This is a genomic window from Streptomyces poriticola, assembly GCF_036689765.1.
Lineage (GTDB): Bacteria > Actinomycetota > Actinomycetes > Streptomycetales > Streptomycetaceae > Streptomyces > Streptomyces poriticola.
Genome location: NZ_JBAGKH010000016.1, coordinates 82,031 through 108,458, shown reverse-complemented (window position 1 = coordinate 108,458; position 26,428 = coordinate 82,031). Strand labels below are relative to the sequence as shown.

Sequence of the window (26,428 nt, the reverse complement as noted above, 5' to 3'; positions counted from 1 at the left end):
GGGAGCCGCACCGGCATCTGATCGGTCCCGGCCCCCGCCCGCCACCTGTCTTACAGCCGACTTATGACCGAAAAGGGCAGGATGGAGGCAACACACCCACCCGACCCCCGCTCGCGCGTGCCCGAGAGCCGCCGCGCGGGCGGACACAGGAAGGACTAGCGACGTGCGCGTACTCGTCGTCGAGGACGAGCAGCTGCTCGCCGATGCGGTGGCCACCGGACTGCGCCGGGAGGCCATGGCCGTCGACGTCGTGTACGACGGTGCGGCTGCCCTGGAGCGCATCGGCGTCAACGACTACGACGTGGTCGTCCTCGACCGCGACCTCCCGCTGGTGCACGGCGACGACGTCTGCCGGAAGATCGTCGAGCTCGGTCTGCCCACGCGGGTGCTGATGCTGACGGCGTCCGGCGATGTCAGTGACCGGGTCGAGGGCCTGGAGATCGGCGCCGACGACTATCTGCCCAAGCCCTTCGCCTTCAGCGAGCTGATCGCCCGGGTGCGGGCGCTCGGCCGGCGGACCAGCGTGCCGCTGCCACCGGTCCTGGAGCGCGCCGGGATCAAGCTCGACCCCAACCGCCGCGAGGTGTTCCGCGACGGCAAGGAGGTGCAGCTGGCGCCGAAGGAGTTCGCGGTGCTGGAGGTGCTGATGCGCAGCGAGGGCGCCGTGGTCTCCGCCGAGCAGCTGCTGGAGAAGGCCTGGGACGAGAACACCGACCCGTTCACCAACGTCGTGCGGGTCACGGTCATGACCCTGCGCCGCAAGCTGGGCGAACCGCCGGTGATCGTCACCGTCCCCGGCTCCGGCTACCGGATCTGATCAACCGTGGCCGCGACCCCCACACCCCCGCAGGCGCCCCCCAAGCCCACCTGGGACCCGCGCCAGCCCGCGCCGTTCCCCTGGCTGCGGCCGACCATCCGGATACGGCTCACGCTGCTGTACGGCGGCATGTTCCTGATCGCCGGCATCCTGCTGCTGTCGATCATCTACCTGCTGGCGGCCCAGGCGATGAACGTGGGCGGCGACCTGCCGTTCAAGATCACATCGGGTGAGGTCGCCAGCTCCGTGTGCAACCTGCCCGAGCGGGCCTCGCCCAACGAGTTCAACGAGGCCATCAACGAGTGCGTCAACGAGCAGCGCCAGCACGCCCTGGACAGCCTGCTCAGCCGCTCGCTGCTGGCGCTTCTCGGTCTCGCGGTGATCGCCTTCGCGTTCGGCTACGCGATGGCGGGCCGGGTGCTGTCGCCGCTGGGCCGGATCACCCGTACCGCCCGTGCCGTGGCAGGCTCCGACCTGTCCCGCCGGATCGAGCTGGACGGCCCGGACGACGAGCTGAAGGAGCTCGCGGACACCTTCGACGACATGCTCGAGCGGCTGGAGCGGGCCTTCACCGCCCAGCAGCGCTTCGTCGGCAACGCCTCGCACGAGCTGCGCACCCCGCTGGCGATCAACCGCACGCTGCTCGAGGTGCACCTGTCGGACCCGAACGCGCCGGTGGAGCTCCAGCAGCTCGGCAAGACGCTGCTGGCCACCAACGAGCGCAGTGAGCAGCTGGTCGAGGGCCTGCTGCTGCTGGCGCGCAGCGACAACCAGATCGTCGAGCGCAAGCCGGTGGATCTGGCCGAGGTGGCCACCCAGGCCGTCGACCAGGTGCATGCCGAGGCGGACGCGAAGGGCGTGCGGATCCATGGTGAGCGCAAGCCGGCCGTGGTCCAGGGCAACGGGGTGCTGCTGGAGCGCATCGCGCTGAACCTGCTGCAGAACGCCGTGCGGTACAACGTCGCGGAGGACGGCTGGGTGGAGGTCACCACCGACGTCCAGCACGGTCAGGCGGTCCTGGTCGTCACCAACACCGGGCCGGTGGTGCCGGCGTACGAGATCGACAATCTCTTCGAGCCGTTCCGCCGGCTCCGCACCGAGCGCACCGGCAGCGACAAGGGCGTCGGACTGGGGCTGTCCATCGCCCGGTCCGTGGCCCGGGCGCACGGCGGCCATATCTACGCCCAGCCGCGTGAGGGGGGTGGTCTCGTGATGCGAGTCACCCTGCCGATCTGAGATCATGTCCCCGATCACCTCGCCGACCCCCGGAGATGTTCGCTTTGCGCGTAATTTCCAGGCTGCCGGTCCGACTTTCTCATGTGTGATCGATCACAGCGGCCCTTTTCCGGCCATCTACTCTCCGTGATCATGCACCCTGGCGGATAGTCGGGAAAATCCTGGTTTTCGGGGGTCCTGATCACGGGAAGTACACGTGGAGACGCCTTTGAGGTGCGGTGATCCGAGCGTGTACGGTCCCGTTCGCCATCCAAGCCGATCACTCGTGAGGAGTCCGGTTGGGTGTCGATTGAGTAACAGACCTTGATGTGAGGCAAAATCTCCGCCTCGGGTCGGGCACAAGTCCGGCCTCTCACGCGTTACGTGCGCTGGAGACACCGCAGACACCCAGAGGGGGAGAGCGACATGGCAACCGATTACGACACTCCACGCAAGACCGATGACGACGTCGACTCGGACAGTCTCGAAGAGCTGAAGGCCAGGCGGAACGACAAGTCGGCCTCCGCTGTGGACGTCGACGAGTTCGAGGCCGCCGAGGGCCTCGAGCTTCCCGGCGCCGACCTCTCGAACGAGGAGCTGGCCGTCCGGGTGCTCCCGAAGCAGCAGGACGAGTTCACCTGCATGAGCTGCTTCCTGGTGCACCACCGCAGCCAGCTGGCCCGGGAGAAGAACGGCCAGCCGATCTGCCGCGACTGCGACTGAGGCGGGGTCGGCCGTGACTGGCTCGACCCCTCCCTGGAAGCGCCGCTTCCCCAGGCGGGGAGCGGACCAAAGGCCGCCCGACGGCCTGCAGCGCGCGCGTGACGACGAGCGAGGCCCGACCCATCCGGGAACGGCCTCGCTCGAACCGGCTGCCGATCCGAGTGACCGGACTGACCTCCCGGTCCCCGCGGCACCCCCTGCACCTGCTGCCCGACGCCGTGCGGCGGTGCTCCGGGAGAAGGCCGGCGACGGCATCCGCAAGGGCGGCGACCGGGCCAGGGCGGCCCTGGCGCACCTCGCCGACCGGATCATCGACATTGCCCCGCGAGTACCCGTACGCGACCTGGCGACGCTGCGCCGGCAGTTCCCGGACCTGGACCCCGAAGAGCTCGCGGACCGGCTCGTGGCGGGGGCCGCCAAGGGCACCGCGACGGTCGGAGCGGGGATCGGCGCGGCGGCGATGCTGCCCGTGCCACCCGCCATGCCCACCGAACTGGCCGCCGAGGTCACGGGCGTCGCCGCGATCGAGCTCAAGCTGATCGCCGAGCTCCACGAGGTGTACGGGCTGCGCCCGCCCGGCAACCTGGCGCAGCGCAGCACCGCGTATCTGAACTCCTGGTCCGAGGAGCGCGGGGTCGACGTGACCAAGCCGTCGACCTACAGCGCGGCGATGAACAGCCCCATGAAGCGCCAGCTGCGCCAGCAGATCATGAAGCGCATGGTGCGCAATCTGCCGAACCTGATGCCGTTCATGGTGGGCGCCGCCGTGGGCGCCGTGATGAACCGCCGCGACACCAGAAAGCTCGCCGGTCGCATCCGGGACGATCTGCGTAAGCGGCAGGTGCCCTGGGATGCCCTCACCGGCCTGCCGGCCCTGGAGACCCCGGCGGACGCGCTGGACATGAGCGGGGTCACCAGGCAGCTCGGCCGCCGTACGGGGCCCGACGAGGTCTGACGCGCGCCCGACCGGACGGCGCGGCGCGGCGCTCGCAGCAGGCTGCCCCACTGCTCCCGCCAGGCTGCTCCGGCCCGTCCGGGATGTGCACCGCTGCCCGCGGATCTGGACCGTGGTCGCCTGTACCTGCGGACCTGCGGACCTGCGGACCTGCAGTGCTGTCGCGCGGGCTGTATCGGTGTGTGCGTCGGTGTCTGGGCCGGCGTCTACCGGGAGCCGCTCCGGACCACCTGAAGGAGCCGCTCCTGCACCTGCCGGGAGCCACCCGAGGTCCCCGCCGGGAGTACCTGATGCCTCCGCCGGGAGCACCCGATGCCTCCGCCGGGAGCCACTCGCGGCTTGGCCAGAAGCCACGCTGGGCCTCCGCCGGGAACTGGACTGAGCTCCCGAGCCTCCGCCGAGGAACTCGACCGAGCCCCCGAGTCCCCGAGCCCCACAGCCCCCGAGTCCCGCCGGGAAACTCGACCCAGCCCGTTCGCCGCGCGCGGGGCCTCCGCCAGAGGCTAGACCGGGCCCTTCGCCGCGCGCAGGGCCTCGGCAAGACGCTCCGGGGCCCGTGTCGACAGATACAGGTACGGCGTCGGGTCCTCGGGGTCGGTGACCTCGATCCGCACCGCCGTCGGGATGTAGGCGCGCAGCAGCAGGAAGGCGCGGGCGTCGGCCCGGTGGGTGCGCCAGGCGCGCGCCTCCTCCGCGTCCAGCACCTCCGCCTCGCCCAGCGCCGCCACCGGGATCCGCGCCTCGCCCGCGATCAGTGCACCGCCCACGATCCGGATGCGGACCGCACCGTAGGAGCTTGCGACCACCGCCGCCACCGCCGTCCCGCCGGCCAGGCCCGCGAGCATCGGCAGGGTGCCCAGCGGCAGCAGCATGAGCGCGGCCGCGAGCCCCACCAGGAAGGAGACCAGCCACCAGGAACGGGGCGCGGTGAGGCGTTCTTCGTACGGGGAGCCGGAGAGCTGCATGGTGCCAAGCTTGGCACGGTGCCCGCCGGATGCCGACGCGCGGGTAAGGTCTGCGCCTGTGAGTGGTACTTCCGCAGCACTTCAGCCCCCAGCCGACGCCGTGAAACCCGTGCGGCACCCCGACGCCCCCGCCCCCGGCGAACTGCTCGGCGCGCACTACGGCCAGTGCTTCGGCTGCGGTGGCGACCAGCCCCATGGCCTGCACCTGGCGGCGCGGGCCGGCGAGGGGGTGTCGATCACCGCCGAGTTCACGGTGCAGCCCGCCCACCAGGGCGCCCCGGGCCTGGCGCACGGCGGCGTGCTGGCCACCGCCCTGGACGAGACGCTCGGCTCGCTGAACTGGCTGCTGCGCACCATCGCGGTCACCGGACGGCTGGAGACGGACTTCCGGCAGCCGGTGCCCGTCGGCACCACCCTGCATCTGGCGGCCGAGGTCACCGCGGTCGCCGGACGCAAGATCTTCTCCACGGCCACCGGCCGGATCGGTGGCCCGGACGGCCCCGTCGCCGTGCGAGCCGACGCCCTCTTCATCGAGGTCAAGGTCGAGCACTTCGTCCACCACGGCCGCGAGGAGGAGATCCGCGCGGCGATGGACGACCCCGACCAGATCCGCCGCGCCCGTGCCTTCGAGGTGAACCCGTGAGCCGTCCCGCCCTCGACGTCGAGCTCCGCCGCGTCGACCCCGACGTACCGCTTCCGACGTACGCGCACCCCGGCGACGCGGGCGCCGATCTGCGCACCACGGTCGTCGCCGAGATCGCTCCCGGCGAGCGGGCCGTCCTGCCCACGGGTGTGTCTGTGGCGCTGCCGGAGGGGTACGCGGCCTTTGTACACCCGAGGTCCGGGCTCGCCGCACGCTGCGGTGTCGCCCTGGTGAATGCCCCGGGGACGATTGATGCCGGGTACCGTGGGGAGATCAAGGTGATCGTGGCGAATCTCGACCCGCGCGAGACCGTGCGGTTCGAGCGCTTCGACCGGATTGCCCAACTGGTCGTCCAGCAGGTCGAGAGGGTCCGCTTCCGCGAGGTCGCGGAGCTTCCCGACTCGGCGCGGGCCGAAGGGGGCTTCGGGTCCACCGGTGGCCACGCCGGGACGGGCCCTGCAAGCGGCACAAGCGGTCAGGTCGCCGAGGGCGGCCCGACGGGTGGGAATCGATACGCTTCGGTCGTATCCGACCGGGAAGGACAGTGACGTGTTCGGACGTCGCAAGAAGAAGGGTGCCGCCGAGGACGCGGCCGGCGAGGCCGAGCAGGTCGTCGACAGCGTCGACACCGAGGCGGACGCAGAGTCCGAGCGGGTGCGGCTCGAGCCCGAACCGCGCCCCGACGGGCCATGGGACAGCACCGAGGTCCGGGACCCCGCCGAGGGCCGGGTGGACCTGGGCGGACTGTTCGTGCCGGGCGTCGACGGCATGGAACTGCGGGTCGAGGTGGCGGGCGACGCGATCGTCGCCGCGACCGTCGTCCTGCGCGACAGCGCCATCCAGCTCCAGGCCTTCGCCGCGCCCAAGCGCGAGGGCATCTGGTCCGAGGTGCGCGAGGAGATCGCGTCCGGCATCACCCAGCAGGGCGGCATCATCGACGAGGTCGAGGGCCCGCTGGGCTGGGAGCTGCGCGCCCAGGTGCCGGTGAAGCTGCCGGACGGCACGGGCGGCTTCCAGGTCGTGCGGTTCGTCGGGGTGGACGGCTCCCGCTGGTTCCTGCGCGGGGTCATCTCCGGCCAGGGCGCGGTGCAGCCGCAGGCGGCCGGACTGCTGGAGCAGATCTTCCGGGACACGGTCGTGGTCCGCGGCGACGGCCCGATGGCGCCCCGCGACCCGATCGTCCTGAAGCTGCCCAACGACGCGCAGATGGTCCCCGAGGGCGTGCAGCAGGAGGAGGGCTCCCGGTTCTCCGGCGGCATGGGCCAGCTCCAGCGCGGCCCTGAGATCACCGAGGTCCGGTAGCGGTCGTCCGGCCGGACGACCCGGAACGGAAAGGGCCGGGCCCCACTGCATGGGGCCACGGCCCTTTTGTCATGCGCGGAACCGTGCGGCGGCGCCGCACGGCCGGAACCCGCCTGCTGCGGCGCCGTTCCGCCGGAAATCCCGCCGGCCGTTGAGCGCCCGCCGTCCGCCGCCCGCCGTCCGCCGTCCGCCGGGGATACCGACGCCCGGTTCCGGCGGGGGAGGGCCCACGCGACAGGTGATCACCGAGACCATGCTGCGCGTCGAGGACGTGCGCAGGTCCTACGGTGACGTGCGCAGGTCCTACGGCCGTCGCGACGCTGTCGTCCACGCGCTGCGCGGTGTCTCCTTCGACGTACCGCGCGGCGAGTCCGTCGCCCTGAAAGGCCGCTCCGGCTCGGGCGAGACCCCCTGTCAACGTCGTCGGCGGCCTCGACACCGCGGACTCCGGGCGGGGCGGGATCGACGACCGTCGAACCGGCCGGGCCGGACGAGGACGGGCTGCTGGCGCTGTGCCGCGACCGGATCGGCCTCGCTTTCAGTCCCTTGAGCCCATCCCCATCCCCACCGCCGCGGAGAACGTCGGCGTACCGCTGCGGATGCCGCGGGCGGCGCCGCGCGAGCGCGAGGAACGCGTCGAAATACTGCTGCCCCTGGTCGGCCTCGCCGACGACGCCGCCCAGCGGCCCGGCGAGCTGCCCTGGGGGCAGCAGCAGCGGGTCGCCCTCGCCCGCGCCTCCGCCAACACCCCGCGCTGCTCATCGCCGACGAGCCGACCGGCCACCCGGACGCCGAGGCCGGGCCCTCGGTGATGGAACTGCTGCGGGCCGTCGTCCGCAGCGGGCAGGTCACCGCCCTGGTCGCCGCCCACGACGCCACCCTGCTCGACCTGGCCGACCGTGCCGGAACTGCGCTACGGGGAGATCGCCGCGGCGTGACCAGGCCCGACGGCGACCGATCGTGCCTGAAGGCTTTCCTCCCCCTCCGCACCCGTCAGTTGCCCGTCCACGCCTGGACGCCCCGGTCGCACGGACAGGGGCAGATCGTGCCTGACGGCCCCAGTCGCGCCTGACTGTGACCGATCGTCCCTGATGGCCCGGCCGTGCGGCTGATCGCGCCCGATCGTGCCTGGGCGCCGTGACCGTGCGGCTGGCCGCGTCCGATCGTCCCTGACGGCCCGGCCGTGAAGCTGGCCGCGTCCGATCGTCCCTGGACGCTGTGACCGTGCCGCTGACCGGGACCGACCGTGTCTGATCACGCCAGACCGGCGTCGGCCGCGCCCGGCCCTCGATGGTGCGCCGGAGGCGTTCCCGCACGCGCCGGACATGCACCGCCCGCGACAGCGACGCGTCCCGGGTGTGACGTCAGAGTTGCGTCAAAGACGGTGCCGGCCTGCGCACGGCCCCCATATGTCGGGATTGTTGGCCGTAAGGTCGACGCTGCGCAGTCAGCAGTGACCGGAAGACAGTGAACCGGAAGACAATAAGGCCATGGCACGCGGCAAACTTCGGATCTACCTCGGTGCGGCACCGGGCGTCGGCAAGACCTACGCCATGCTCTCCGAGGCACACCGCCGGGTGGAGCGGGGTACGGACTGCGTCGTCGCCTTCGTCGAGCACCACGCCCGGCCCCGCACGGAGGTCCTGCTGCACGGACTGGAGCAGGTGCCGCGCCGGCAGCTGGAGCACCGCGGCGCCGGCTTCACCGAGATGGACCTGGACGCGGTGCTGGCCCGCCGCCCGAAGGTCGCGCTGGTCGACGAGCTCGCCCACACCAACGTCCCCGGCACCCGCAACGCCAAGCGCTGGCAGGACGTCGAGGAGCTGCTGGCCGCCGGGATCGACGTGATCTCCACCGTCAACATCCAGCATCTGGAGTCGCTCGGCGACGTCGTGGAGTCGATCACGGGCGTGCGGCAGCAGGAGACCGTACCGGACGAGGTGGTGCGGCGCGCCGACCAGATCGAACTGGTCGACATGTCCCCGCAGGCGCTCCGGCGGCGGATGGCGCACGGCAACATCTACCAGCCGGACAAGGTCGACGCGGCGCTGTCCAACTACTTCCGCCCCGGCAACCTCACCGCGCTCCGGGAGCTGGCGCTGCTGTGGGTGGCGGACCGGGTGGACGAGTACCTGAAGCAGTACCGCAGCGACCACCGGGTGTCGAGGATCTGGGGCTCGCGCGAGCGGATCGTGGTCGGTCTGACCGGTGGACCCGAGGGCCGGACGCTGATCCGCCGGGCCGCGCGGCTCGCCGAGAAGGGGGCCGGCGGCGAGGTGCTGGCCGTCTACATATCCCGCAGCGACGGGCTGACCTCCGCCTCCCCCAAGGAGCTCGCGCTGCAGCGCACCCTGGTGGAGGACCTGGGAGGCACCTTCCACCACGTCGTCGGCGACGACATACCCGCCTCCCTGCTGGACTTCGCACGCGGAGTCAACGCCACCCAGATCGTGCTCGGCTCCTCCCGTCGCAAGAGCTGGCAGTACGTCTTCGGCCCCGGCGTCGGCACCACCGTCGCCCGCGAGTCGGGCCCCGACCTCGACGTGCACATCGTCACCCACGACGAGGTCGCCAAGGGCCGCGGCCTGCCCGTCTCCCGCGGTGCCCGGCTCGGCAGGGCCAGGATCGTCTGGGGCTGGATCGCGGGTATCGGCGGCCCGCTCCTGCTCACCCCACTGCTCAGCAGCGTCGACCTCGGGCTCGCCAACGACGTCCTGATCTATCTGGCGATGACGGTGGCAGCCGCCCTGCTCGGCGGGCTGTACCCGGCGCTCGCCTCGGCCGCGGTCGGGACGATGCTGCTGAACTGGTTCTTCACACCCCCGGTGTACCGGATCACGATCGCCGACCCCAGGAACATCGTCGCCCTGGTGATATTCGTCGGCGTCGCGGTCTCCGTGGCCTCCGTCGTCGACCTGGCGGCCCGTCGCACCCACCAGGCGGCCCGACTGCGCGCCGAATCGGAGATCCTGTCCTTCCTGGCCGGGAACGTGCTGCGCGGCGAGACCAGCCTGGAGGCCCTGCTGGAACGGGTCCGCGAGACCTTCGGCATGGAGTCGGCCGCCCTGCTGGAGCGGGAGAGCGACCTGGCGCCGTGGACCTGCGCCGGCCGGACCGGAGCCGGTCCCGTGCTGGACCGGCCCGAGGACGCCGACGTGGACATGCCCGTCGGGGATCACATGGCGCTGGCGTTGACCGGCCGCGTGCTGCCTGCCGAGGACCGCCGGGTGCTGGCCGCCTTCGCCGCCCAGGCGGCCGTCGTACTGGACCGGCGACGGCTGCGCGAGGAGGCGGACCGGGCCCGCGCGCTGGCCGAGGGCAACCGCATCCGCACCGCCCTGCTCGCCGCCGTCAGCCACGACCTGCGCACTCCGCTGGCCGGGATCAAGGCCTCGGTCACCAGCCTCCGGTCCGACGACGTGGCCTGGTCCGAGGAGGACCGAGCGGAGCTGCTGGAGGGCATCGAGGAGGGCGCCGACCGGCTCGACCACCTGGTGGGCAACCTGCTCGACATGTCCCGGCTGCAGACCGGCACCGTCACCCCCCTGATCCGCGAGATCGACGTCGACGAAGTGGTCCCGGTGGCGCTCGGCGGGGTGCCCGAGGCCGGCGTGGAGCTGGACGTCCCCGAATCGCTGCCCATGGTGGCCGTGGACCCGGGCCTGCTGGAGCGGTCGGTCGCCAACCTCGTCGAGAACGCCGTCAAGTACAGCCCGGCCGACCGGCCCGTCCTGGTCGCCGCCAGCACCCACGCCGACCGCGTCGAGGTTCGGATCGTCGACCGCGGCCCGGGCGTGCCGGACGAGGCCAAGGACCGCATCTTCGAACCCTTCCAGCGCTACGGTGACGCCCCGCGCGGCTCCGGGGTCGGGCTCGGCCTGGCCGTGGCCCGCGGCTTCGCGGAGGCCATGGGCGGCACCCTGGACGCCGAGGACACACCCGGCGGCGGTCTCACCATGGTCCTCACCCTCCGTGCGGCCGGAGCACCCGGCCGCCCCCTCCCCGCCGCGACGGCAGAAAGGCAGGCTGCCCGATGACCCGGGTGCTCGTGATCGACGACGAGCCGCAGATCGTGCGCGCCCTCGTGATCAACCTCAGGGCGCGCCACTACGAGGTCGACGCCGCCCACGACGGCGCCACCGCCCTGCAGCTCGCCGCCGCCCGCCACCCCGACGTGATCGTCCTCGACCTGGGCCTGCCCGACCTGGACGGCGTCGAGGTGATCAAGGGGCTGCGCGGCTGGACCCGGGTGCCGATCCTGGTGCTCTCCGCACGGCACTCCTCCGACGAGAAGGTGGAGGCGCTGGACGCGGGCGCCGACGACTACGTCACCAAGCCCTTCGGCATGGACGAACTGCTCGCCCGGCTGCGCGCCGCCGTCCGCCGCGCCGAGCCGGTCCCCGGCGGCGACGACGACGTGATCGTCGAGACCGCCGAGTTTACCGTCGACCTCGCCGCGAAGAAGGTCAACCGGGGTGGGAGGGACGTACGGCTGACACCCACGGAGTGGCATCTGCTGGAGGTGCTGGTGCGCAACACGGGGCGCCTGGTCAGCCAGAAACAGCTGCTCCAGGAGGTGTGGGGGCCGTCGTACGGAACGGAGACGAACTACCTGCGGGTCTACATGGCCCAGCTGCGCCGCAAACTGGAGGCGGACCCGTCCCACCCCCGGCACTTCATCACGGAGCCCGGGATGGGGTACCGGTTCGAGAGGTGAGGCGCCGGTGCTGCATACCCCGGATACCGGTTCGGGAAGTGGCCGGACACCGGTGCGAGAAGTGAGCGGGTTCTCCTTGCCAGGGGCTGCATGGGTGTCGGTGGGCCCCGGTACGCTTCAGATATGAGTGCTGTTCCTCGTTCCGACAAGCCGGTGGGCCGGTTCCGGCGCATCATCGACCGGCTCTCCTCCTCGCAGGAGGACCTGGAGTCCGAGGAGCTGCGGGAGGACGCCGAGACCGCCGGCTGTACGCGCATCGGCGACTGCCAGGACCGGCAGATCGTCACCGTTACTGGTACCTTGCGCACGGTCACCCTGCGACCGCGCGCGGGCGTCCCGGCCCTGGAGGCCGAGCTGTTCGACGGCTCCGCCGCCCTGGACGTGGTGTGGCTGGGCAGGCGCTCCATCGTCGGCATAGAGCCGGGGCGCAGGCTCATCGCATCGGGCCGGATCTCGATGAGCCGGGGCCGCCGGGTGCTGTTCAACCCGAAGTACGAACTGCGACCCCTCGGACGGGAGTAGCCGGTGACGTCCCTCGACAAGCCGACCGAAGACAAAGAAGCGGATGACTCGCGGGCGGTGACGGAGGCCGCCCTCTTCGAAGCCTTCGGCGGCGTGCGGGGCATGATCGAGACGGTCCTCCCCGGTCTGCTCTTCGTCACGATCTACACGATCAACAGCGACCTGCACATGTCGGCGATCGCCGCGCTCGCCGTCGCACTGGTGCTGGTCGTGGTCCGGCTGGCGATGAAGGACACGATCAAGCACGCCTTCAGCGGCGTCTTCGGGGTCGCCTTCGGTGTCGTCTTCGCGATGATGACCGACAACGCCAAGAACTTCTATCTCCCCGGCATGCTCTACACCCTGGGCCTGGGCCTGGCCTACATCTTCACCACCCTGGCCGGGGTGCCGCTGATCGGTCTGATTCTCGGCCCGGTCTTCAAGGAGAACCTCTCCTGGCGCACCCGCAACCCGGGCCGGAAGAAGGCATACGCCAAGGCCAGCTACGCCTGGGGCGCGATCCTGCTCGCCAAGTGCGCGATCCTCTTCCCGCTGTACTGGTGGGCGGACACCGAGCAGCTCGGCTGGGTCCTGGTCACTCTGAAGATCCCGCCGTTCCTGCTCGCCGTCTGGCTGACCTGGGTGTTCCTCGCCAAGGCGCCGCCCCCGATCGATGTGTTCGCGGAGATGGAGGCGGCGGAGAAGGCCGAGATGGAGCGGGAGGAGCGAGGGGAGCGGGGGGAGCTCCGGAGGGCGGAGGGCACCCCCGGCCTCTCCGTCGAGGGCGATCCGGTGGACTCCCAGAGCGGTCGGCACCGCAGACCGTGACACCGAGCGCCCCGTGGGCCCCGTAGGGGGCGCGGGGAACTGCGCGAGCAGCCACGACGCACCCGCCCCACAGACCGCCCACCTCTCACCGATCACCGAGCGCACCGCCACACCACACAGGCCACACACCAGAACACGCCACACACACCAGAACACGCCACACACATCAAGCACCGCGTACCACGCGGCACGACGAGGACGGGGGCGCCCGGAGAACTCCGGGCGCCCCCGTCCTCGTGGGCCGACCGCAGGTCAGCGCGCCGGTGTGTCCCGCCGGGCCGACAGCAGGTCCTCCAGCTGCTCCTCGCGGGCCTGCGCCGCGACGAAGAGCAGTTCGTCGCCCGCCTCCAGGGAGTCCTCCCCGGACGGAGCCAGCACGCGGTTGCCGCGGATGATGGTGACCAGGGAGGTGTCCTGCGGCCAGTCCACATCGCCGACCTGGGTGCCGGCGAGGGCCGACTCCTCCGGCAGCGTCAGCTCCACGAGGTTGGCGTCACCGTGGCTGAAGCGCAGCAGCCGGACCAGGTCGCCGACGCTCACCGCCTCCTCCACCAGCGCCGACATCAGTCGCGGGGTGGAGACGGCGACGTCCACGCCCCAGGCCTCGTTGAACAGCCACTCGTTCTTGGGGTTGTTCACCCGGGCGACGACACGCGGCACGCCGTACTCGGTCTTGGCCAGCAGGGAGACGACCAGGTTGACCTTGTCGTCGCCGGTCGCGGCGATCACCACGTTGCAGCGCTGCAGCGCCGCCTCGTCCAGGGACGTGATCTCGCAGGCGTCGGCGAGCAGCCACTCCGCCTGCGGCACGCGCTCGACCGAGATGGCGGTCGGCGCCTTGTCGATGAGCAGCACCTCGTGCCCGTTCTCCAGCAGCTCGCCGGCGATCGAGCGGCCGACCGCACCGGCTCCGGCAATGGCGACCCTCATCAGTGACCACCCTCTTCGGGACCCTTGGCGAACGCGGCCTCGACGGTGTCGACCTCGTCCGTGCGCATCATCACATGCACCAGGTCGCCCTCCTGCAACACCGTCTGCGAGGTCGGCAGGACCGCCTCCCCGAGCCGGGTCAGGAACGCCACCCGGACGCCGGTCTCCTCCTGCAGCCGACTGATCCTGTGGCCGACCCAGGAGGTCGCCGTGTGCACCTCGGCTAGCTGGACGCCGCCGGTGGGATCGCGCCACAGCGGTTCGGCGCCCGAGGGCAGCAGACGGCGCAGCATCTGGTCGGCGGTCCAGCGCACGGTGGCGACCGTGGGGATGCCCAGGCGCTGGTAGACCTCGGCGCGGCGGGGGTCGTAGATCCGCGCGGCCACATGCTCCACGCCGAACATCTCCCGGGCCACCCGGGCGGCGATGATGTTGGAGTTGTCACCGCTGGAGACGGCGGCGAAGGCACCGGCGTCCTCGATGCCCGCCTCGCGGAGCGTGTCCTGGTCGAAGCCGACGCCGGTGACCCGGCGCCCCCCGAACGCGGAGCCCAGGCGGCGGAAGGCGGTCGGGTCCTGGTCGATCACGGCGACCGTGTGACCCTGCTGCTCCAGGGTCTGGGCGAGAGCGGACCCCACACGCCCGCACCCCATGATGACAATATGCATCGCGTCACACCGTGCTTCCCACAGACCCGCTGGCCTTCGTGAATCTCGTGCTCATGTCTCTCTCTCGGCTCGCCCGACGGCACGCGGCGGACCTTGCGCGGACCGCCGGGCACCATCATGCGGGTAATCGCCCGGGGTGACCCCGGCCGGGGGCGGAATGCCGCGGCCGGTGGCCCGAGTCCAACGTAGCGGTAGACGCGCGTCCCGGCCGACCACCCCGAGCCCGGCAATCCGATGCCGCCCACCCGCTGAGCCGTCGGGCGGCCGGGGCAGGGAGCACGACAAGGGCGGGAGGAAGGGAACCGGACCGGACAGGCCGGCCACGTCCCCGGACCCGGACCCGGGCCCGGACCCGGACCCGGACCCCTGAAGAATTCCGGGCGGAGCTCTGCCAAAGAGGCACGCAGCCCCCCACCTGCGGGATCCGCATCCGGACCGCTCGGTGATTTCACCCGGGGAGCAGACGGCGGGAGGGGCGGGGGTGGCGAGTGGGCGGCCTCCCGTTCGAAGGCTTACGATCCTCTGTTGTGTCCAAACTGACCGACGTGCCCAAACGGATTCTGATCGGGCGCGCACTGCGCAGTGATCGGCTGGCCGAAACGCTCCTGCCGAAGCGCGTCGCACTCCCCGTTTTCGCCTCCGACCCGCTGTCCTCCGTGGCGTACGCGCCGGGCGAGGTGCTGCTGGTCCTGTCCATCGCGGGCCTGTCGGCGTACCACTTCAGTCCCTGGATCGCGGCCGCGGTCGTCGTGCTGATGTTCACCGTGGTCGCCTCCTACCGGCAGAACGTGCGGGCCTACCCCAGCGGCGGCGGCGACTACGAGGTGGCGAACACCAACCTGGGCCCCAGGGCGGGCCTGACGGTGGCGAGCGCACTCCTGGTCGACTACGTCCTGACCGTCGCGGTCTCCATCTCCTCCGGCATCGAGAACCTGGGCTCGGCGGTCCCGTTCATCGTCGAGCACAAGACCCTCTCTGCGATCGCTGTGATCCTGCTGCTGACGCTGATGAACCTGCGCGGGGTCAAGGAGTCGGGCACCCTCTTCGCGATCCCCACCTACGTGTTCGTCGCGGGCGTCTTCACCATGATCGCGTGGGGCGCGTTCCGCGGGATCGTGCTCGGCGACGAGATGCACGCCCCCACGGCGGACCTGGAGATCAAGCCGGAGCACCAGGGCCTGGCCGGCTTCGCCCTGCTCTTCCTCCTGCTGCGCGCCTTCTCCTCCGGATGCGCCGCGCTCACCGGTGTCGAGGCGATCTCCAACGGCGTCCCGGCCTTCCGCAAGCCCAAGTCGCGGAACGCGGCCAACACCCTGGCGCTGATGGGCCTGCTCGCCGTCACCATGTTCTGCGGGATCATCGGCCTGGCCATGGCCACCGACGTGCGCATGGCCGAGAACCCGGCCGCCGACCTGGTCCGCGACGGCGTCCCGGTCGGCGCCGACTACGTGCAGCACCCGGTGATCTCCCAGGTCGCCGAGGCGGTCTTCGGCGACGGCAGCGTCCTGTTCGTCCTGCTGGCCGCGGCCACCGCGCTGGTGCTGTTCCTCGCCGCGAACACCGCGTACAACGGCTTCCCGCTGCTCGGCTCGATCCTGGCCCAGGACCGCTATCTGCCGCGCCAGCTGCACACCCGCGGCGACCGGCTGGCCTTCTCCAACGGCATCGTGCTGCTGGCCGGCGCGGCCATACTGCTGGTCTGGGTCTACGGCGCCGACTCCACCCGGCTGATCCAGCTCTACATCGTCGGGGTGTTCGTCTCCTTCACGCTCAGCCAGACCGGCATGGTCCGGCACTGGAACCGCCACCTGCGCACCGAGCGGGACCGTGCCAAGCGCCATCGCATGATGCGCTCCCGGGCGATCAACGCCTTCGGCGCGTTCTTCACCGGTGTGGTGCTGGTCGTCGTCCTGGTCACGAAGTTCACCCACGGCGCCTGGGTGGCGCTGCTCGGCATGTGCATCTTCTTCGCCGTGATGAGTGTCATCCGCCGCCACTACGACCGGGTGGCCGAGGAGATCGCCGCCCCCGAGGGCCCCAGCGACGATGTGGTCCGCCCCTCCCGCGTCCACTCCGTCGTGCTGATCTCCAAGATCCACCGGCCCACACTGCGCGCTCTCGCCTACGCCAAGCTGATGCGCTCCGACACCTTGGAGGCACTCAGCGTCAACGTCGACCCGGAGGAGACCAGGGCGCTGCGCGAGGAGTGGGAGCGGCGCGGCATCGACGTACCCCTGAAGGTGCTGGACTCGCCCTACCGCGAGATCACCCGGCCGGTCATCGAGTACGTCAAGAGCCTGCGCAAGGAGTCCCCGCGGGACGCGGTGTCCGTGATCATCCCCGAGTACGTGGTCGGCCACTGGTACGAGCATCTGCTGCACAACCAGAGCGCGCTGCGGCTCAAGGGCCGGCTGTTGTTCACTCCGGGCGTCATGGTCACCTCCGTGCCCTACCAGCTTCAGTCCTCGGAGGTCGCCAAACGGCGCGCCCGCAAGCAGCAGGAGTGGAACGCACCCGGCGCGGTGCGCCGTGGACCCGCCCAGGACCGGCCGAACGACTCCTCCCGGTCGACGTAGACTGGTGGGCTGTTGTCCCACCGTCCCCGCACCCCTCACTGGAGTCACCCCGCCATGCAGGCAGAAGAGAAGAAGGAGCCGGCGGTCTCGCTCGTGGGTGAGGAGTACGAGGTCGAGATCGGCCCCGTCGCCCACGGCGGCCACTGCATTGCCCGCACCTCCGAGGGCCAGGTGCTGTTCGTCCGGCACACGCTGCCCGGTGAGCGGGTGATCGCGCGGGTGACCGAGGGCGAGGAGGGCGCCCGCTTCCTGCGCGCGGACGCGGTCGAGATCCTCGAGCCGGCCAAGGACCGCATCGCGGCCCCCTGCCCGTTCTCCGGCCCCGGCCGCTGCGGCGGCTGCGACTGGCAGCACGTCAAGCCGGGCGCCCAGCGCCGGCTGAAGGGCGAGGTCGTCGCCGAGCAGCTGCAGCGCCTCGCCGGTCTCACCCCCGAGGAGGCCGGCTGGGACGGCACGGTGATGCCGGCCGAGGGCGACAAGCTGCCCGCCGGCCAGGTGCCGCAGTGGCGTACGCGGGTCCAGTACGCCGTCGACGCCGAGGGGCACGCGGGGCTGCGACGGCACCGCTCCCACGAGGTCGAGCGGATCGACCACTGCATGATCGCCGCCGAGGGCGTCACCGAGCTGGGCATCGAGCAGCGGGACTGGACGGGCATGGAATCCGTCGAGGCGATCGCGGCGAGCGGCTCCCAGGACCGCCAGGTGATCCTCACCCCGGGGCCGGGCGCACGCCTGCCGATCGTCGAACTGGACCGTCCCGTGTCGGTGATGCGGGTGGGGGAGAAGGACGGCGGCGTCCACCGCGTCCACGGCCGCCCCTTCGTCCGAGAGCGCGCCGACGGCCGCACCTACCGGGTGGGCAGCGGCGGCTTCTGGCAGGTCCACCCCAAGGCCGCGGACACCCTGGTCACGGCGGTCATGCAGGGCCTGCTGCCCCGCAAGGGCGACATGTGCCTGGACCTGTACTGCGGCGTCGGCCTCTTCGCGGGCGCGCTGGCCGACCGGATCGGCGAGCAGGGCGCGGTGCTCGGCATCGAGTCCGGCAAGCGCGCGGTCGAGGACGCCCGGCACAACCTCGCCGGCTTCGACCGGGTACGGGTGGAGCAGGGCAAGGTCGAATCGGTCCTGCCGCGCACCGGCATCACGGAGGCCGACCTGATCGTCCTCGACCCGCCCCGCGCCGGTGCCGGCCGCCGGACGGTGGCGAGTCTGACCTCTCTGGGCGCACGCCGGATCGCGTACGTGGCCTGCGACCCGGCGGCCCTGGCACGCGACCTGGGGTACTTCCGGGACGGGGGGTACCGGGTTCGGACGCTCAGGGTGTTCGATCTGTTTCCGATGACGCATCACGTGGAGTGCGTCGCGATCCTGGAGCTTGCAGCAAAGGGCTCCTGACCTGCGATTTTGTGCGTGCGGACCATGTGCGGTGTGGGCGTTACGGGCGACCGGCCGGGGTTGAAGCACAACGACGCACCCGGCCGAGAGGCCGGGTGCGTCTCATGCGCGCCGGGCTGCTGGTCGCCGAGCGGACGTTGCCGGCAGCGCCGATAATGGGAGATGGACACGCCCCGGACAGTCCCGGCTGATATTGCCTACGGGGGACGGCCAGCTGGCTTGCGGGACGTGCGCTCGCATTTGAGATGCGCCAGTTCGCCGACGACCACATCGCCGGTCCAGACCCGATCAACGCCGACTGGCTCTGCCGGGTCGCTACCGGGTTCCGTGGCCCGAGCCCGGCTGGCACAACCCGACCCGTCGAAGAACATCAAGGGCATCACGATCGCCAAGCTTCGACAAGGAGAAGGAAGTCAGAATGGGCGCCTGGATTGAAGTCGAGGGCGGCGGATCGACGCCGTCCGGGCCCGCCGGGATTGTTCACAGAAACAAAATGCTTCTTGCAGCCAGAGGGTTTGACAACCGCGTCTACAAGAACGCTTCTGGTGGAGGACCGTTCGGCAGTTGGGAAAACGACCTGGATGGCTTCAGTGCATCCGAACCGGCCTACACCCTCTTCCACGGAGCGGGTGTTCTGTTTGTCCAAGGTCTCGACAACCGGATCTACAACGGGGGTGCTGGCGTAGATTTCGTGGAGGTCGAAGGCGGCGGGCAGACAGGTTCGGCGCCGGCCGCCCTTGGCGACGGTCCCGATCTGCACTTGTTCGTGCGCGGACTCGACGAGCGCATTTACCACAACCGGGCCCAATCCGACACGCCGTTCGGCACTTGGGCCGAGGTCGAAGGCGGCGGACTGACGCGCTCGGGGCCGGGCGCCGTCATGGTTGGAGATGTCCTGCACTTGTTCGTGCGCGGACTCGACGACCGCGTTTACCACAACCGGGCACCTCGAGGACAGCCGTTCGGCGGCTGGGTCGAGGTCGAGGGCGGCGGACTGACGCGCTCGGGGCCAGCTCCCGTTGTGTTCAACGGTACGGTGCACCTGTTCGTGCGCGGGACCGACAACCGGATCTACCGCAACGCTGGCGACGGCAACCACTTCGGTGCCCCATGGGTTGAGGTCGAAGGTAGCGGCATAACCCCCTCGAGGCCCGCTCCCATTGTTTTCGACGGTGCGGTGCACCTGTTCGTGCGCGGGAACGACGACCGGTTCTACCGCAATCGTTTGAATACTTGAGAGGTGGTTACTGTCGGGGCCGTAGCCCGCACCATCGGATCCCCGGTCAGCCACTCGTGCGGTGCCAGCCGCACGACGAGCCCAGCGCGGTCAGCCCTCGCGGTATGGCGATCCCCGGTGACGGTCGTCCAAGGTGACGAGCGAGCTCCGACCCGGTGAGGTCGCGCGCCGCGCATGAAGACGGTCCGACAGCAGGAACCACAGAAATACGCACCCCGCGCCGCCAACCACCGCGCCGTATGCCGCACCCCGGGGGAGGCTGTTTCCGCCAGGGCCCCTGATGCTGTCCGGCCTTGGCCGTCCGTGCGCGTTCAGCGTTTGGCGGCGGGCACGGCGACGGGCGCCGGGAGTTCTTGAACCTGCTGCGGTATCTGGGCAACGAGTTGCGCATTCCGCTGGTCGGGGTCGGCACCCGGGACGCCTACCTGGCCGTCCGCGCGGACGACCAGCTGGAGAACCGGTTCGCGCCGCTGACACTGGCGCGATGGGAGGCGGATGAGGACGCCTGGTCGCTGCTGGCGAGTTTCGCCGCGTCGTTCCCGCTGCGCAGGTCCTCACCGATCGGCACCGCCGGGATGGCCGGCTATCTGCTCACCCGCAGCGAGGGCACGATCGGCGAGCTGGCCCATCTGCTCACGGACGCGGCCGTCACGGCGATCGAGTCCGGTGAGGAGGCTATCAATCGGCGCGCTCTGCTGCTGGCGGCGTACGCCGGGTCGAGCGAGCGGCGCCGGATGTTCGAGCGCGAGCTGACGTGAGCCCTGCCCGGCGCTGGCCGCTGCACCCGCAGCCCGGCCCGCTGGAGGCGCTGTCATCGTGGCTGGGGCGGCTCGCGGAGCTGTACGAGATGCCGGTGCACGACCTGCTGCGGCAGGGCACCGACCCCCTGGAGCGCGCAGGCCCGGCGCCCCTTCGAGCAGCTGCGGGACGAGATCCGGGAGGCGATGTGGGACGCCACCGCCACCGCGCTCCAGCCGGCCGCCGACGGCCTGATCTCCGCTCGCGGCCGCCTCGGCCCCGCGCTCCAGGCCCCAACTACCGCCTGCTGGCCCTCTTCGCCGAGATGGAACGCACGTACACCGCCGAACGCGCCGCCCGCGCCGTCGCCGAAGCCGCCGGACGCCGCATCGGCCGCCCCGTCGCCCACTCCGACGACAAGATCGAGTACGCCAAGCTCCTCAAGGAACAGGGGAGCAGCCTCGGCCAGATCGCCGAGAAGACCGGCATCCCCAAGACCTCCCTGCACCGCTGCCTGCAGCCGAAACCGCACAAGAAGCGCATAAGCTGCGCGATGTTTTCGTAGATCGGCCAGAAACTGCACAACACGCAGAATTCGGCAAGAATTCACCATGGGAGTGTCGAGGGTGCCGGGGCCGCTCCGACGTCTCCTGTGAGAGGCGCCCGAAAAAGAGGGGTGCCGCGGCAACAGGGAAGTCGGCATGGCGGACGACAAGCAGCAGATCCGGGCCCTGGTGGAGCGCTGGGCCCAGGCGGTGCACACCGGAGACTTGGCCGGCGTGGTGGAGGATCACACCGACGACATCGTGATGTTCGACGTGCCGCCGCCGCACGAAGGCGTGCGCGGCATCGACGCCTACCGCGAAGTCTGGCCAGGCTTCTTCACCTGGCAGGCGCAGGGTGCCTGCTTCGACATCGAGTCGCTCGACATCACCGCTGGCGCGGACGTCGCCTTCGCCCACGCCCTGCTGCGCTGCGGGACGCCAACAGAGCTGGCCGAGCGCCCCGAAGTGCGCATGCGGCTCACCCTGGGGCTGCGTAAAGAGGACGGCCGGTGGATGGTGGCGCACGAGCACCACTCGTTCCCGGATCTGTCCGACCCGGACGCCGAGCGGCAGGTGCGCGAGGTCCACCAGCGGCTCACCTCGGAAACAGGAGAGGCCGAGATCGGTCTGAATCCGTAACGGATGAGAACTGCTGGCGAGTGCAGGCGACTTCAGAGATCGACGCAGTCGACTCCGGAAGCTAACAGTCGCGGCCGCGAAGAGCAGTGACCTGGCGCGCTGTGTCTCGAGCCGGTAGCGGCTGGGTTCGCGGTCACGCAGTCGGCTTACGTCCGTTCGCGGAACGAGCCCGTCGGTCACCCTCCTTCGCGATCACCGAGCCGGCCTCGCTCTGAAGAGGACCGCTCAGCCGTCCGGAGCCGTGACTCCCCGCGGAACTGCCGGCGCTCCCGGGGTGTGCCAAGTCCCATCGCGGTTTCCGCAATTGGGGCGCAGGGGCTGGAGCCGGTCCAGGTGTGGTTGTGCTCGGGTGCGCACAACCGCAAAGATGCGTTCATGACAAGTCGTCAGCTGTCGTCGACGCCCTCCGCCGTGCGGGCGTCCACGCGACGTCCCGCGCCACGAACCGGGCGCGGACCCCGCCGAGGCCACCTCGGAGACCGGTAGTTCCTGCCCGCGCGACACCCCCGAGAGAAGGGACAACACATGCCGGCATCTCGTACCGCGACCGGGTTCGTCGTTCCCGCCGTGAGCCTGGCAGTGGTCATCGTGACGATGGCCCCGTCCCCCGTCGCATACGCCGGCGGATCCGCACCCGCACCCGCCGACGGCACCTTCAGCGTGCTCACATACAACGTCGCAGGGCTGCCCGAGCCGCTCTCGGGCAGCAGGCCCGCGAAGAACACCAAGGTGATCTCCCAGCGGATCAACGCCTACGACATCGTCAACGTCCAGGAGGACTTCGCGTACCACGCCGACCTCATCAAGCATGACGAGCACCGGTACCGGACGCCGCCGTCGGTTCCCTCCTGGGTGCCCGTGCCCGGTGTGCCCTTCTCGGACGGGCTCAACACCTTGTCCGACTTCAAGCTGAAGAAGCTCGACCGGGTGACCTGGGACCGGTGTACCAACGCCGACTGCCTGACGCCGAAGGGATTCACCTACCTCCGGCTGGAACTTCCGGGCGGAGCCTCTCTCGACCTCTACAACGCGCACATGAACGCGGGGTCCGGCTCGGAGAAGATGCTGCGCGTCCGCCGTCACAACGTCCGTCAGCTGTCCGACTACATCAGGAAGCACTCCGCCGGCCGGGCGGTCATCGTGACGGGCGACACCAACAGCCGCTACACCAGGTCCGGCGACATCGTCCGCGAGCTGCGGGACGACAACGGACTCACCGACGCCTGGGTCCGACTGGTGAAGGGCGGCACCACGCCCGAGGTCGACGACGACGCGCCGACCTGCAAGGAAGCCACCGAGTGTGAGCTCCTCGACAAGGTCTTCTACCGCAGCGGCCCGGGACTGGCACTGGACGCGGTCCACTACAGCAATGAGTACGCAGAGTTCCTCGATTCCGAGGGAGAACCGCTGTCCGATCACAATCCTCCGACCGTCACCTTCTCCTTCACCGGCGGCCCCGCACGGTGAAGAGCGGGGTCCCGGCCTCCCCCGGCCTCCCTCGGCCTCCCCCGGCCTCCCTCGGCCTCCCCCGGCCTCCCTCGGCCTCCCCCGGCCTCCCCCGGGCATGCCCGGGGGAGGCGCCCGCCGTGCGGCCACCGGCGCGGTGAGCCGACCGTGGCAGCCTGTGCGCCTCGACTCCGGCTCCGCCCGGTCAGGGGCACCCGGCACCCTGCGGGGCGGTCTGCCCGTGCGTTCCGGGGGTCGGTGCCGGCCGGGGCTGCTGCCGCCCGGAGCCGGCCCGTCGCAGCCGAAGGGCGATCGACGCCGTGAGCACGAAGACCGCGGCCTCGTAGGCCATGGCGTGGGCGAACGCCGCGTCCGCGCCGTCCGCCGGGGCGAAGTAGGCCAGCCCGGCCGCTGTCACCCCGATCGAGCCGCCGAGTTGCTGGGCCGTGGGCAGCAGCCCGGACACCGAACCCGCGGCGGTGCCCGGCACACCCGCCAGCACCAGTGTGAACACCGAGGCCGTGAACAGGCCGAACGCCGCACCTCCGGCCGCCAGTACCGGCAAGGCCGCACGGCGCCCGGGCTCGGTGCCGATGAGTGGCGCGAGTGCCACGGCCGTGCCCGCCAGGACGAGGGCGGCGGCTGCCAGTGCCGTCGGGCCCAGTCGGCGGGAGAGGGCCGGGGCGGCACGGCTGCCCACCACGGCCGCGGCGGCGAACGGCGCCGAGACCAGCGCGGCGGACAGCGCCGGATACCCGAGGGCGGACTGCAGGTGCAGGAACAGCAGGTACGTGAACGACGGCACCCCGGCGTTGAAGACGAACACCAGCAGCACACCCCGTCGCGCGGTCCCGTCCCGCAGGACCGACGGGTGGATCAGGGGGTCCGTCCGATGCCGGAGGGTGAACGCGAAGCATGCGAGGGCCGCGGCGGACCCCGCGAAGGAGCCCCAGGTCCACCAGGGCCAGCCGGTCTCCCGCCCCAGCGCGCACGGCAGGACCAGCATCGCGAAGCCGGCGGCGGCCAGTGCCGCCCCGACCCGGTCCACGCGCTGCCCGCCCGTCCCGCGTGCAGGAGGCAGCAGGGCCGCCCCGGCCAGCGAGACGAGTGCTACCGGGACCGTGACCAGGAAGACCGCGCGCCAGCCGAGGCCGAAGAGGTCGGCGTCGACGAGCAGCCCACCGATGAGCGGTCCGGCCAGCGAGGCCACGCCCATAGTGGCGCCGTACAGGGCGAGGGCCCGGGGGCGGCGTTCCGAGGGGACGCCGGTGCGGATGAGCGAGAGCACCTGTGGGGCGACCAGGCCGCTGCCCGCACCCTGCACCAGCCGAGCCGCGATCAGCCACCCGGCGCCGGGTGCGGCGGCGCAGGCCGCCGAACCGGCGGTGAACACCGCGGTGCCCAGCAGGAACAGCCGGCGGTAGCCGTAGCGGTCGCCCAGCCGTGCGGCGGTGATGAGCAGGCACGCGTACGCGAGCGTGTATCCGGCCAGCACGAGCTGCATCGCGCCGGGGCCGGCGCCCAGACCGGACTGGATGGCCGGAGCGGCGATCTGCCCGATCGTGACGTTGAGCAGCTGCACGAAGGTCGCGCTCAGCACCACCGGCAGCAGGAAGCGTCGGCCGTTCACCGGGCCAGGTCCTCGGCGAGTTCCTGTGGACGTGCGGCGAACGGGCTGTGGCTGCCCGGCAGCGTGCGGACGGTGAACGGCTCGCCCGGCATGGCCAGGTCGGCCTCCGCGATCATCAGGTCCTGTACGGCGGTCGGCAGCGCCCGGTCCTCCGCGCAGCGCAGGAAGGCGCGCGGGATTCGGCCCCACCGTGCCGCCGTCAGGACGACGGGGGCCGCCGGGACCGCCAGCGGCAGGTCCGGGCTCAGCGCGGAGCGCCAGCGGTCGAAGCGGTCGGCTGGTGTGTCGTGGTAGTGGGTCTGCCGCAACTCCTCGACGTATGCGGGGTCCGGCGAGAGCGGGTCGATCCGAACGGCCCCCAGCGCCTCGGGTTCACCGATGCTGAGGCCCTGCCCCCGTGCGGTGGCGTTCTCGGGCGCGCCGAGGTAGTCGGAGAACCGGGGGCGGCCCGCCGGGACGAACGCGGAGAGGTAGACGATGCGGTCGACCAACTCGGGCGCGCGCTCCGCGGCCAGCGACGCGGGACCGCCGCCCGCACTGTGAGCGACGAGCACGACACGGCCGTAGCGGCGGACCCCGCGCAGCGTGTCGAGGACGGCGTCCGCGCAGTCGTCCATCGTCACGTCGGCGAGCTGTGACCTCTCGGTCAGCAGACCGGGGCGGCCGGGCAGCAGGTACCCGCTGGGCAAGGGCGCGCCGAAGCCGTGTCCGGGCAGGTCGACGGCGACGCTCGCGGCACCGAGACCGGCGAGCGCCCGCTGTGTCGCCGCCCACTGCCACGAGCCGTGCCAGGCACCGTGGACGAGGACGAACACGGTGTCGTCCAGACCGGTGTCCGCGGCGTCAGAGCTGTGAGTGGTGTCAGTGGTGTCCGCGGCATCTGTGTGGGTCGCGCTGTCCGCGCTGTCCGCGCTGTTCAGGGAGGGCGTCATGGCTCCATCCCAATCGGCAGCGGAAGCTCGATCCAGAGAGAGATATGGCACGCTGGGTGGCGATACTTTGCGAATATGGACGGAGCGCCATGGAAGCACGGCATCTGCGGTACGCGCTCGCCCTCGCCGAGTACGGGCACTTCGGCCGGGCGGCCCGCGCGCTGGGCATCGCACAGCCCCCGCTGTCCAAGCAGGTCGCCGACCTGGAGCGCGAGACCGGGGCCCGGCTGTTCGACCGGACCCGCCAGGGCGTGTTCCCGACCGCCGCGGGCGAGGCCTTCCTCGCCCGAGCGCGGCGGGCCCTGGAGGAGATGGCAGCGGCCAAGGTCGACGCCGACCGGGCGGCCCGCGGTGAGACGGGCCGACTGCGGCTGGGGTTCATCGCCTCCGCGCTGCTGGACCCCCTCCCGGACGTCCTGGGCCGGTTCGGCCGCGAGCGGTCCGACGTACGGCTGGAGCTGCACGAGATGGCGTCCGGCCGCAGCGCCGCCGCTCTCGTCGCCGGAGAACTGGACGTGGCCGTCACCCTCGGGGCGCCTCGGGGCGCCGGGGCCGAGCATCTGGTGTCCGTCCCCGTCGGGCACGATCATCTGACCGCCGTGGTCGCCGACGCGCACCCCTACTCCGGTCAGGTATCGGTGAGCGTCGACCAACTGCGACGTCAGTCGCTGATCGTGGCCGCCGGGGAGGACGAGCCCGCGGTTGCCGCCGGGCTGCGCACCCTGCTGGGCGAGGACGCCGCCGCGCTGCACGGTGCCACCGTGGCCAGGGACGTGCACACGATCATGGGCCTGGCCGCCTGCGGCGTCGGCGTCGGCCTCGGTCCCTCCCGCATGCGGTCGGCCGCGCGGCCGGGGATCTGGTTCTGCCGGGTGACCCCGGAGACGGCGCTGCCCGACCTGGTCCTGTCCTTCGCCGAACGGGACCGCTCCCCGGTGCTGGCCGCCTTCCTCGACACCGTCCGCAGGACCTGTCCCGACGTCGGCGCCGCACTCGACCGGCGGTTGGGCCCCGCATGAGTGCTGC

General features: G+C 71.3%; 24 protein-coding genes and 2 pseudogenes. 20 read left to right on the top strand and 6 right to left on the bottom strand.

Annotation, left to right across the window (positions count from 1 at the left end; translation table 11 throughout):
- Nucleotides 1-163 precede the first annotated feature (163 nt).
- The 4 genes from V5O46_RS20370 to V5O46_RS20355 all read left to right on the top strand — a co-directional run bounded on the left by V5O46_RS20370 (nt 164) and on the right by V5O46_RS20355 (nt 3,710).
- Nucleotides 164-817, top strand: coding sequence for a response regulator transcription factor (locus tag V5O46_RS20370; protein WP_327318353.1), 654 nt, complete (start codon nt 164-166; stop codon nt 815-817).
- 6 nt (nt 818-823) lie between these two features.
- Entirely contained in the window at nt 824-2,053 is a 1,230-nt protein-coding gene (locus V5O46_RS20365) for a sensor histidine kinase (protein ID WP_332886066.1), read from the top strand.
- A gap of 405 nt (nt 2,054-2,458) precedes the next feature.
- Nucleotides 2,459-2,755, top strand: a complete 297-nt coding sequence (locus tag V5O46_RS20360) for a DUF4193 domain-containing protein (RefSeq protein ID WP_003993510.1) — start codon at nt 2,459-2,461, stop codon at nt 2,753-2,755.
- Nucleotides 2,756-2,768: 13 nt separating this feature from the next.
- The gene (locus V5O46_RS20355) at nt 2,769-3,710 is read left to right on the top strand and encodes a hypothetical protein (RefSeq protein ID WP_332886065.1); all 942 of its coding nucleotides are present in this window, start codon (nt 2,769-2,771) and stop codon (nt 3,708-3,710) included.
- Nucleotides 3,711-4,213: 503 nt separating this feature from the next.
- Here V5O46_RS20355 and V5O46_RS20350 read toward each other — a convergent pair.
- Nucleotides 4,214-4,675 carry a DUF3093 domain-containing protein gene (locus V5O46_RS20350; protein ID WP_332886064.1) on the bottom strand — a complete coding sequence of 154 codons (462 nt, stop codon included), beginning with the start codon at nt 4,673-4,675 and terminating at the stop codon, nt 4,214-4,216.
- Nucleotides 4,676-4,733: 58 nt separating this feature from the next.
- Here V5O46_RS20350 and V5O46_RS20345 point away from each other — a divergent pair, with 58 nt between their 5' ends.
- The 8 genes and pseudogenes from V5O46_RS20345 to V5O46_RS20310 all read left to right on the top strand — a co-directional run bounded on the left by V5O46_RS20345 (nt 4,734) and on the right by V5O46_RS20310 (nt 12,666).
- Complete coding sequence (locus V5O46_RS20345) at nt 4,734-5,318, top strand: PaaI family thioesterase (protein ID WP_332886063.1); 585 nt, start codon at nt 4,734-4,736, stop codon at nt 5,316-5,318.
- A complete protein-coding gene (gene dut / locus V5O46_RS20340) occupies nt 5,315-5,866 on the top strand; it encodes a dUTP diphosphatase (protein WP_332886062.1) in 552 nt (183 codons plus the stop codon). Before V5O46_RS20345 ends, dut begins: the two co-directional genes overlap by 4 nt.
- A 1-nt stretch (nt 5,867) precedes the next feature.
- Entirely contained in the window at nt 5,868-6,620 is a 753-nt protein-coding gene (locus V5O46_RS20335; protein ID WP_332886061.1) for a DUF3710 domain-containing protein, read from the top strand.
- Between the two features lie 253 nt (nt 6,621-6,873).
- Nucleotides 6,874-7,558 (top strand): annotated as a pseudogene (locus tag V5O46_RS20330) (ATP-binding cassette domain-containing protein).
- Between the two features lie 552 nt (nt 7,559-8,110).
- Nucleotides 8,111-10,657 carry a sensor histidine kinase KdpD gene (locus tag V5O46_RS20325; protein WP_332886060.1) on the top strand — a complete coding sequence of 849 codons (2,547 nt, stop codon included), beginning with the start codon at nt 8,111-8,113 and terminating at the stop codon, nt 10,655-10,657.
- Nucleotides 10,654-11,337, top strand: coding sequence for a response regulator (locus V5O46_RS20320; RefSeq protein WP_332886059.1), 684 nt, complete (start codon nt 10,654-10,656; stop codon nt 11,335-11,337). The genes V5O46_RS20325 and V5O46_RS20320 overlap by 4 nt, the downstream gene beginning before the upstream one ends.
- Nucleotides 11,338-11,460: 123 nt before the next feature.
- Nucleotides 11,461-11,859 (top strand): OB-fold nucleic acid binding domain-containing protein, encoded by a 399-nt coding sequence (locus tag V5O46_RS20315; protein WP_332886058.1) that lies wholly within the window; start codon nt 11,461-11,463, stop codon nt 11,857-11,859.
- Between the two features lie 3 nt (nt 11,860-11,862).
- Nucleotides 11,863-12,666 carry a DUF3159 domain-containing protein gene (locus tag V5O46_RS20310; RefSeq protein ID WP_332886057.1) on the top strand — a complete coding sequence of 268 codons (804 nt, stop codon included), beginning with the start codon at nt 11,863-11,865 and terminating at the stop codon, nt 12,664-12,666.
- Nucleotides 12,667-12,918: 252 nt separating this feature from the next.
- Here V5O46_RS20310 and V5O46_RS20305 read toward each other — a convergent pair whose 3' ends face one another.
- A complete protein-coding gene (locus V5O46_RS20305; protein ID WP_332886056.1) occupies nt 12,919-13,596 on the bottom strand; it encodes a potassium channel family protein in 678 nt (225 codons plus the stop codon).
- Nucleotides 13,596-14,264 (bottom strand): potassium channel family protein, encoded by a 669-nt coding sequence (locus V5O46_RS20300; protein ID WP_332886055.1) that lies wholly within the window; start codon nt 14,262-14,264, stop codon nt 13,596-13,598. Before V5O46_RS20300 ends, V5O46_RS20305 begins: the two co-directional genes overlap by 1 nt.
- 527 nt (nt 14,265-14,791) lie before the next feature.
- Here V5O46_RS20300 and V5O46_RS20295 point away from each other — a divergent pair.
- The 4 genes from V5O46_RS20295 to V5O46_RS20280 all read left to right on the top strand — a co-directional run bounded on the left by V5O46_RS20295 (nt 14,792) and on the right by V5O46_RS20280 (nt 20,230).
- On the top strand, nt 14,792-16,840 hold the full coding sequence (locus V5O46_RS20295; RefSeq protein WP_332886054.1) for an APC family permease: 2,049 nt from the start codon (nt 14,792-14,794) through the stop codon (nt 16,838-16,840).
- A gap of 54 nt (nt 16,841-16,894) precedes the next feature.
- Nucleotides 16,895-18,235 (top strand): class I SAM-dependent RNA methyltransferase, encoded by a 1,341-nt coding sequence (locus tag V5O46_RS20290; protein ID WP_332886053.1) that lies wholly within the window; start codon nt 16,895-16,897, stop codon nt 18,233-18,235.
- A gap of 418 nt (nt 18,236-18,653) precedes the next feature.
- Nucleotides 18,654-19,472: a hypothetical protein gene (locus tag V5O46_RS20285; RefSeq protein ID WP_332886052.1), complete on the top strand. Its 819-nt coding sequence runs from the start codon at nt 18,654-18,656 to the stop codon at nt 19,470-19,472.
- 293 nt (nt 19,473-19,765) lie between these two features.
- Complete coding sequence (locus V5O46_RS20280) at nt 19,766-20,230, top strand: TniB family NTP-binding protein (protein ID WP_332886051.1); 465 nt, start codon at nt 19,766-19,768, stop codon at nt 20,228-20,230.
- Nucleotides 20,231-20,283: 53 nt separating this feature from the next.
- On the opposite strand, the gene V5O46_RS20275 is transcribed toward V5O46_RS20280, so the two are convergent.
- Entirely contained in the window at nt 20,284-20,430 is a 147-nt protein-coding gene (locus V5O46_RS20275) for a hypothetical protein (RefSeq protein ID WP_332886050.1), read from the bottom strand.
- Nucleotides 20,431-20,535: 105 nt separating this feature from the next.
- On the opposite strand from V5O46_RS20275, the gene V5O46_RS20270 reads away from it, so the two are divergent.
- From V5O46_RS20270 to V5O46_RS20260, 3 genes and pseudogenes are all read left to right on the top strand, one after another.
- A complete protein-coding gene (locus V5O46_RS20270) occupies nt 20,536-20,775 on the top strand; it encodes a helix-turn-helix domain-containing protein (RefSeq protein ID WP_332886049.1) in 240 nt (79 codons plus the stop codon).
- Between the two features lie 136 nt (nt 20,776-20,911).
- Nucleotides 20,912-21,307 (top strand): annotated as a pseudogene (locus tag V5O46_RS20265) (YybH family protein); the annotation flags it as partial.
- A 612-nt stretch (nt 21,308-21,919) separates the two neighbouring features.
- Entirely contained in the window at nt 21,920-22,861 is a 942-nt protein-coding gene (locus V5O46_RS20260) for an exonuclease/endonuclease/phosphatase family protein (RefSeq protein WP_332886048.1), read from the top strand.
- Between the two features lie 184 nt (nt 22,862-23,045).
- Here V5O46_RS20260 and V5O46_RS20255 read toward each other — a convergent pair whose 3' ends face one another.
- Nucleotides 23,046-24,470, bottom strand: coding sequence for an MFS transporter (locus tag V5O46_RS20255; RefSeq protein WP_332886047.1), 1,425 nt, complete (start codon nt 24,468-24,470; stop codon nt 23,046-23,048).
- A complete protein-coding gene (locus V5O46_RS20250) occupies nt 24,467-25,402 on the bottom strand; it encodes an alpha/beta fold hydrolase (RefSeq protein ID WP_332886046.1) in 936 nt (311 codons plus the stop codon). Before V5O46_RS20250 ends, V5O46_RS20255 begins: the two co-directional genes overlap by 4 nt.
- Nucleotides 25,403-25,491: 89 nt before the next feature.
- Between V5O46_RS20250 and V5O46_RS20245 the strand changes: the two genes are divergently transcribed.
- Nucleotides 25,492-26,421 (top strand): LysR family transcriptional regulator, encoded by a 930-nt coding sequence (locus V5O46_RS20245; protein ID WP_332886045.1) that lies wholly within the window; start codon nt 25,492-25,494, stop codon nt 26,419-26,421.
- Nucleotides 26,422-26,428 lie beyond the last annotated feature (7 nt).

What these genes read in the sequence shown, in the direction of transcription:
- V5O46_RS20270 (WP_332886049.1), top strand. Translation starts at nt 20,536, where the DNA reads ATGGAACGCACGTACACCGCCGAACGCGCCGCCCGCGCCGTCGCCGAA.
- V5O46_RS20260 (WP_332886048.1), top strand. Translation starts at nt 21,920, where the DNA reads ATGCCGGCATCTCGTACCGCGACCGGGTTCGTCGTTCCCGCCGTGAGC.
- V5O46_RS20320 (WP_332886059.1), top strand. Translation starts at nt 10,654, where the DNA reads ATGACCCGGGTGCTCGTGATCGACGACGAGCCGCAGATCGTGCGCGCC.
- V5O46_RS20250 (WP_332886046.1), bottom strand. Translation starts at nt 25,402, where the DNA reads ATGACGCCCTCCCTGAACAGCGCGGACAGCGCGGACAGCGCGACCCAC.
- V5O46_RS20305 (WP_332886056.1), bottom strand. Translation starts at nt 13,596, where the DNA reads ATGAGGGTCGCCATTGCCGGAGCCGGTGCGGTCGGCCGCTCGATCGCC.
- V5O46_RS20350 (WP_332886064.1), bottom strand. Translation starts at nt 4,675, where the DNA reads ATGCAGCTCTCCGGCTCCCCGTACGAAGAACGCCTCACCGCGCCCCGT.
- V5O46_RS20245 (WP_332886045.1), top strand. Translation starts at nt 25,492, where the DNA reads ATGGAAGCACGGCATCTGCGGTACGCGCTCGCCCTCGCCGAGTACGGG.
- V5O46_RS20290 (WP_332886053.1), top strand. Translation starts at nt 16,895, where the DNA reads ATGCAGGCAGAAGAGAAGAAGGAGCCGGCGGTCTCGCTCGTGGGTGAG.
- V5O46_RS20315 (WP_332886058.1), top strand. Translation starts at nt 11,461, where the DNA reads ATGAGTGCTGTTCCTCGTTCCGACAAGCCGGTGGGCCGGTTCCGGCGC.
- V5O46_RS20300 (WP_332886055.1), bottom strand. Translation starts at nt 14,264, where the DNA reads ATGCATATTGTCATCATGGGGTGCGGGCGTGTGGGGTCCGCTCTCGCC.
- V5O46_RS20285 (WP_332886052.1), top strand. Translation starts at nt 18,654, where the DNA reads ATGGGCGCCTGGATTGAAGTCGAGGGCGGCGGATCGACGCCGTCCGGG.
- V5O46_RS20360 (WP_003993510.1), top strand. Translation starts at nt 2,459, where the DNA reads ATGGCAACCGATTACGACACTCCACGCAAGACCGATGACGACGTCGAC.
- V5O46_RS20325 (WP_332886060.1), top strand. Translation starts at nt 8,111, where the DNA reads ATGGCACGCGGCAAACTTCGGATCTACCTCGGTGCGGCACCGGGCGTC.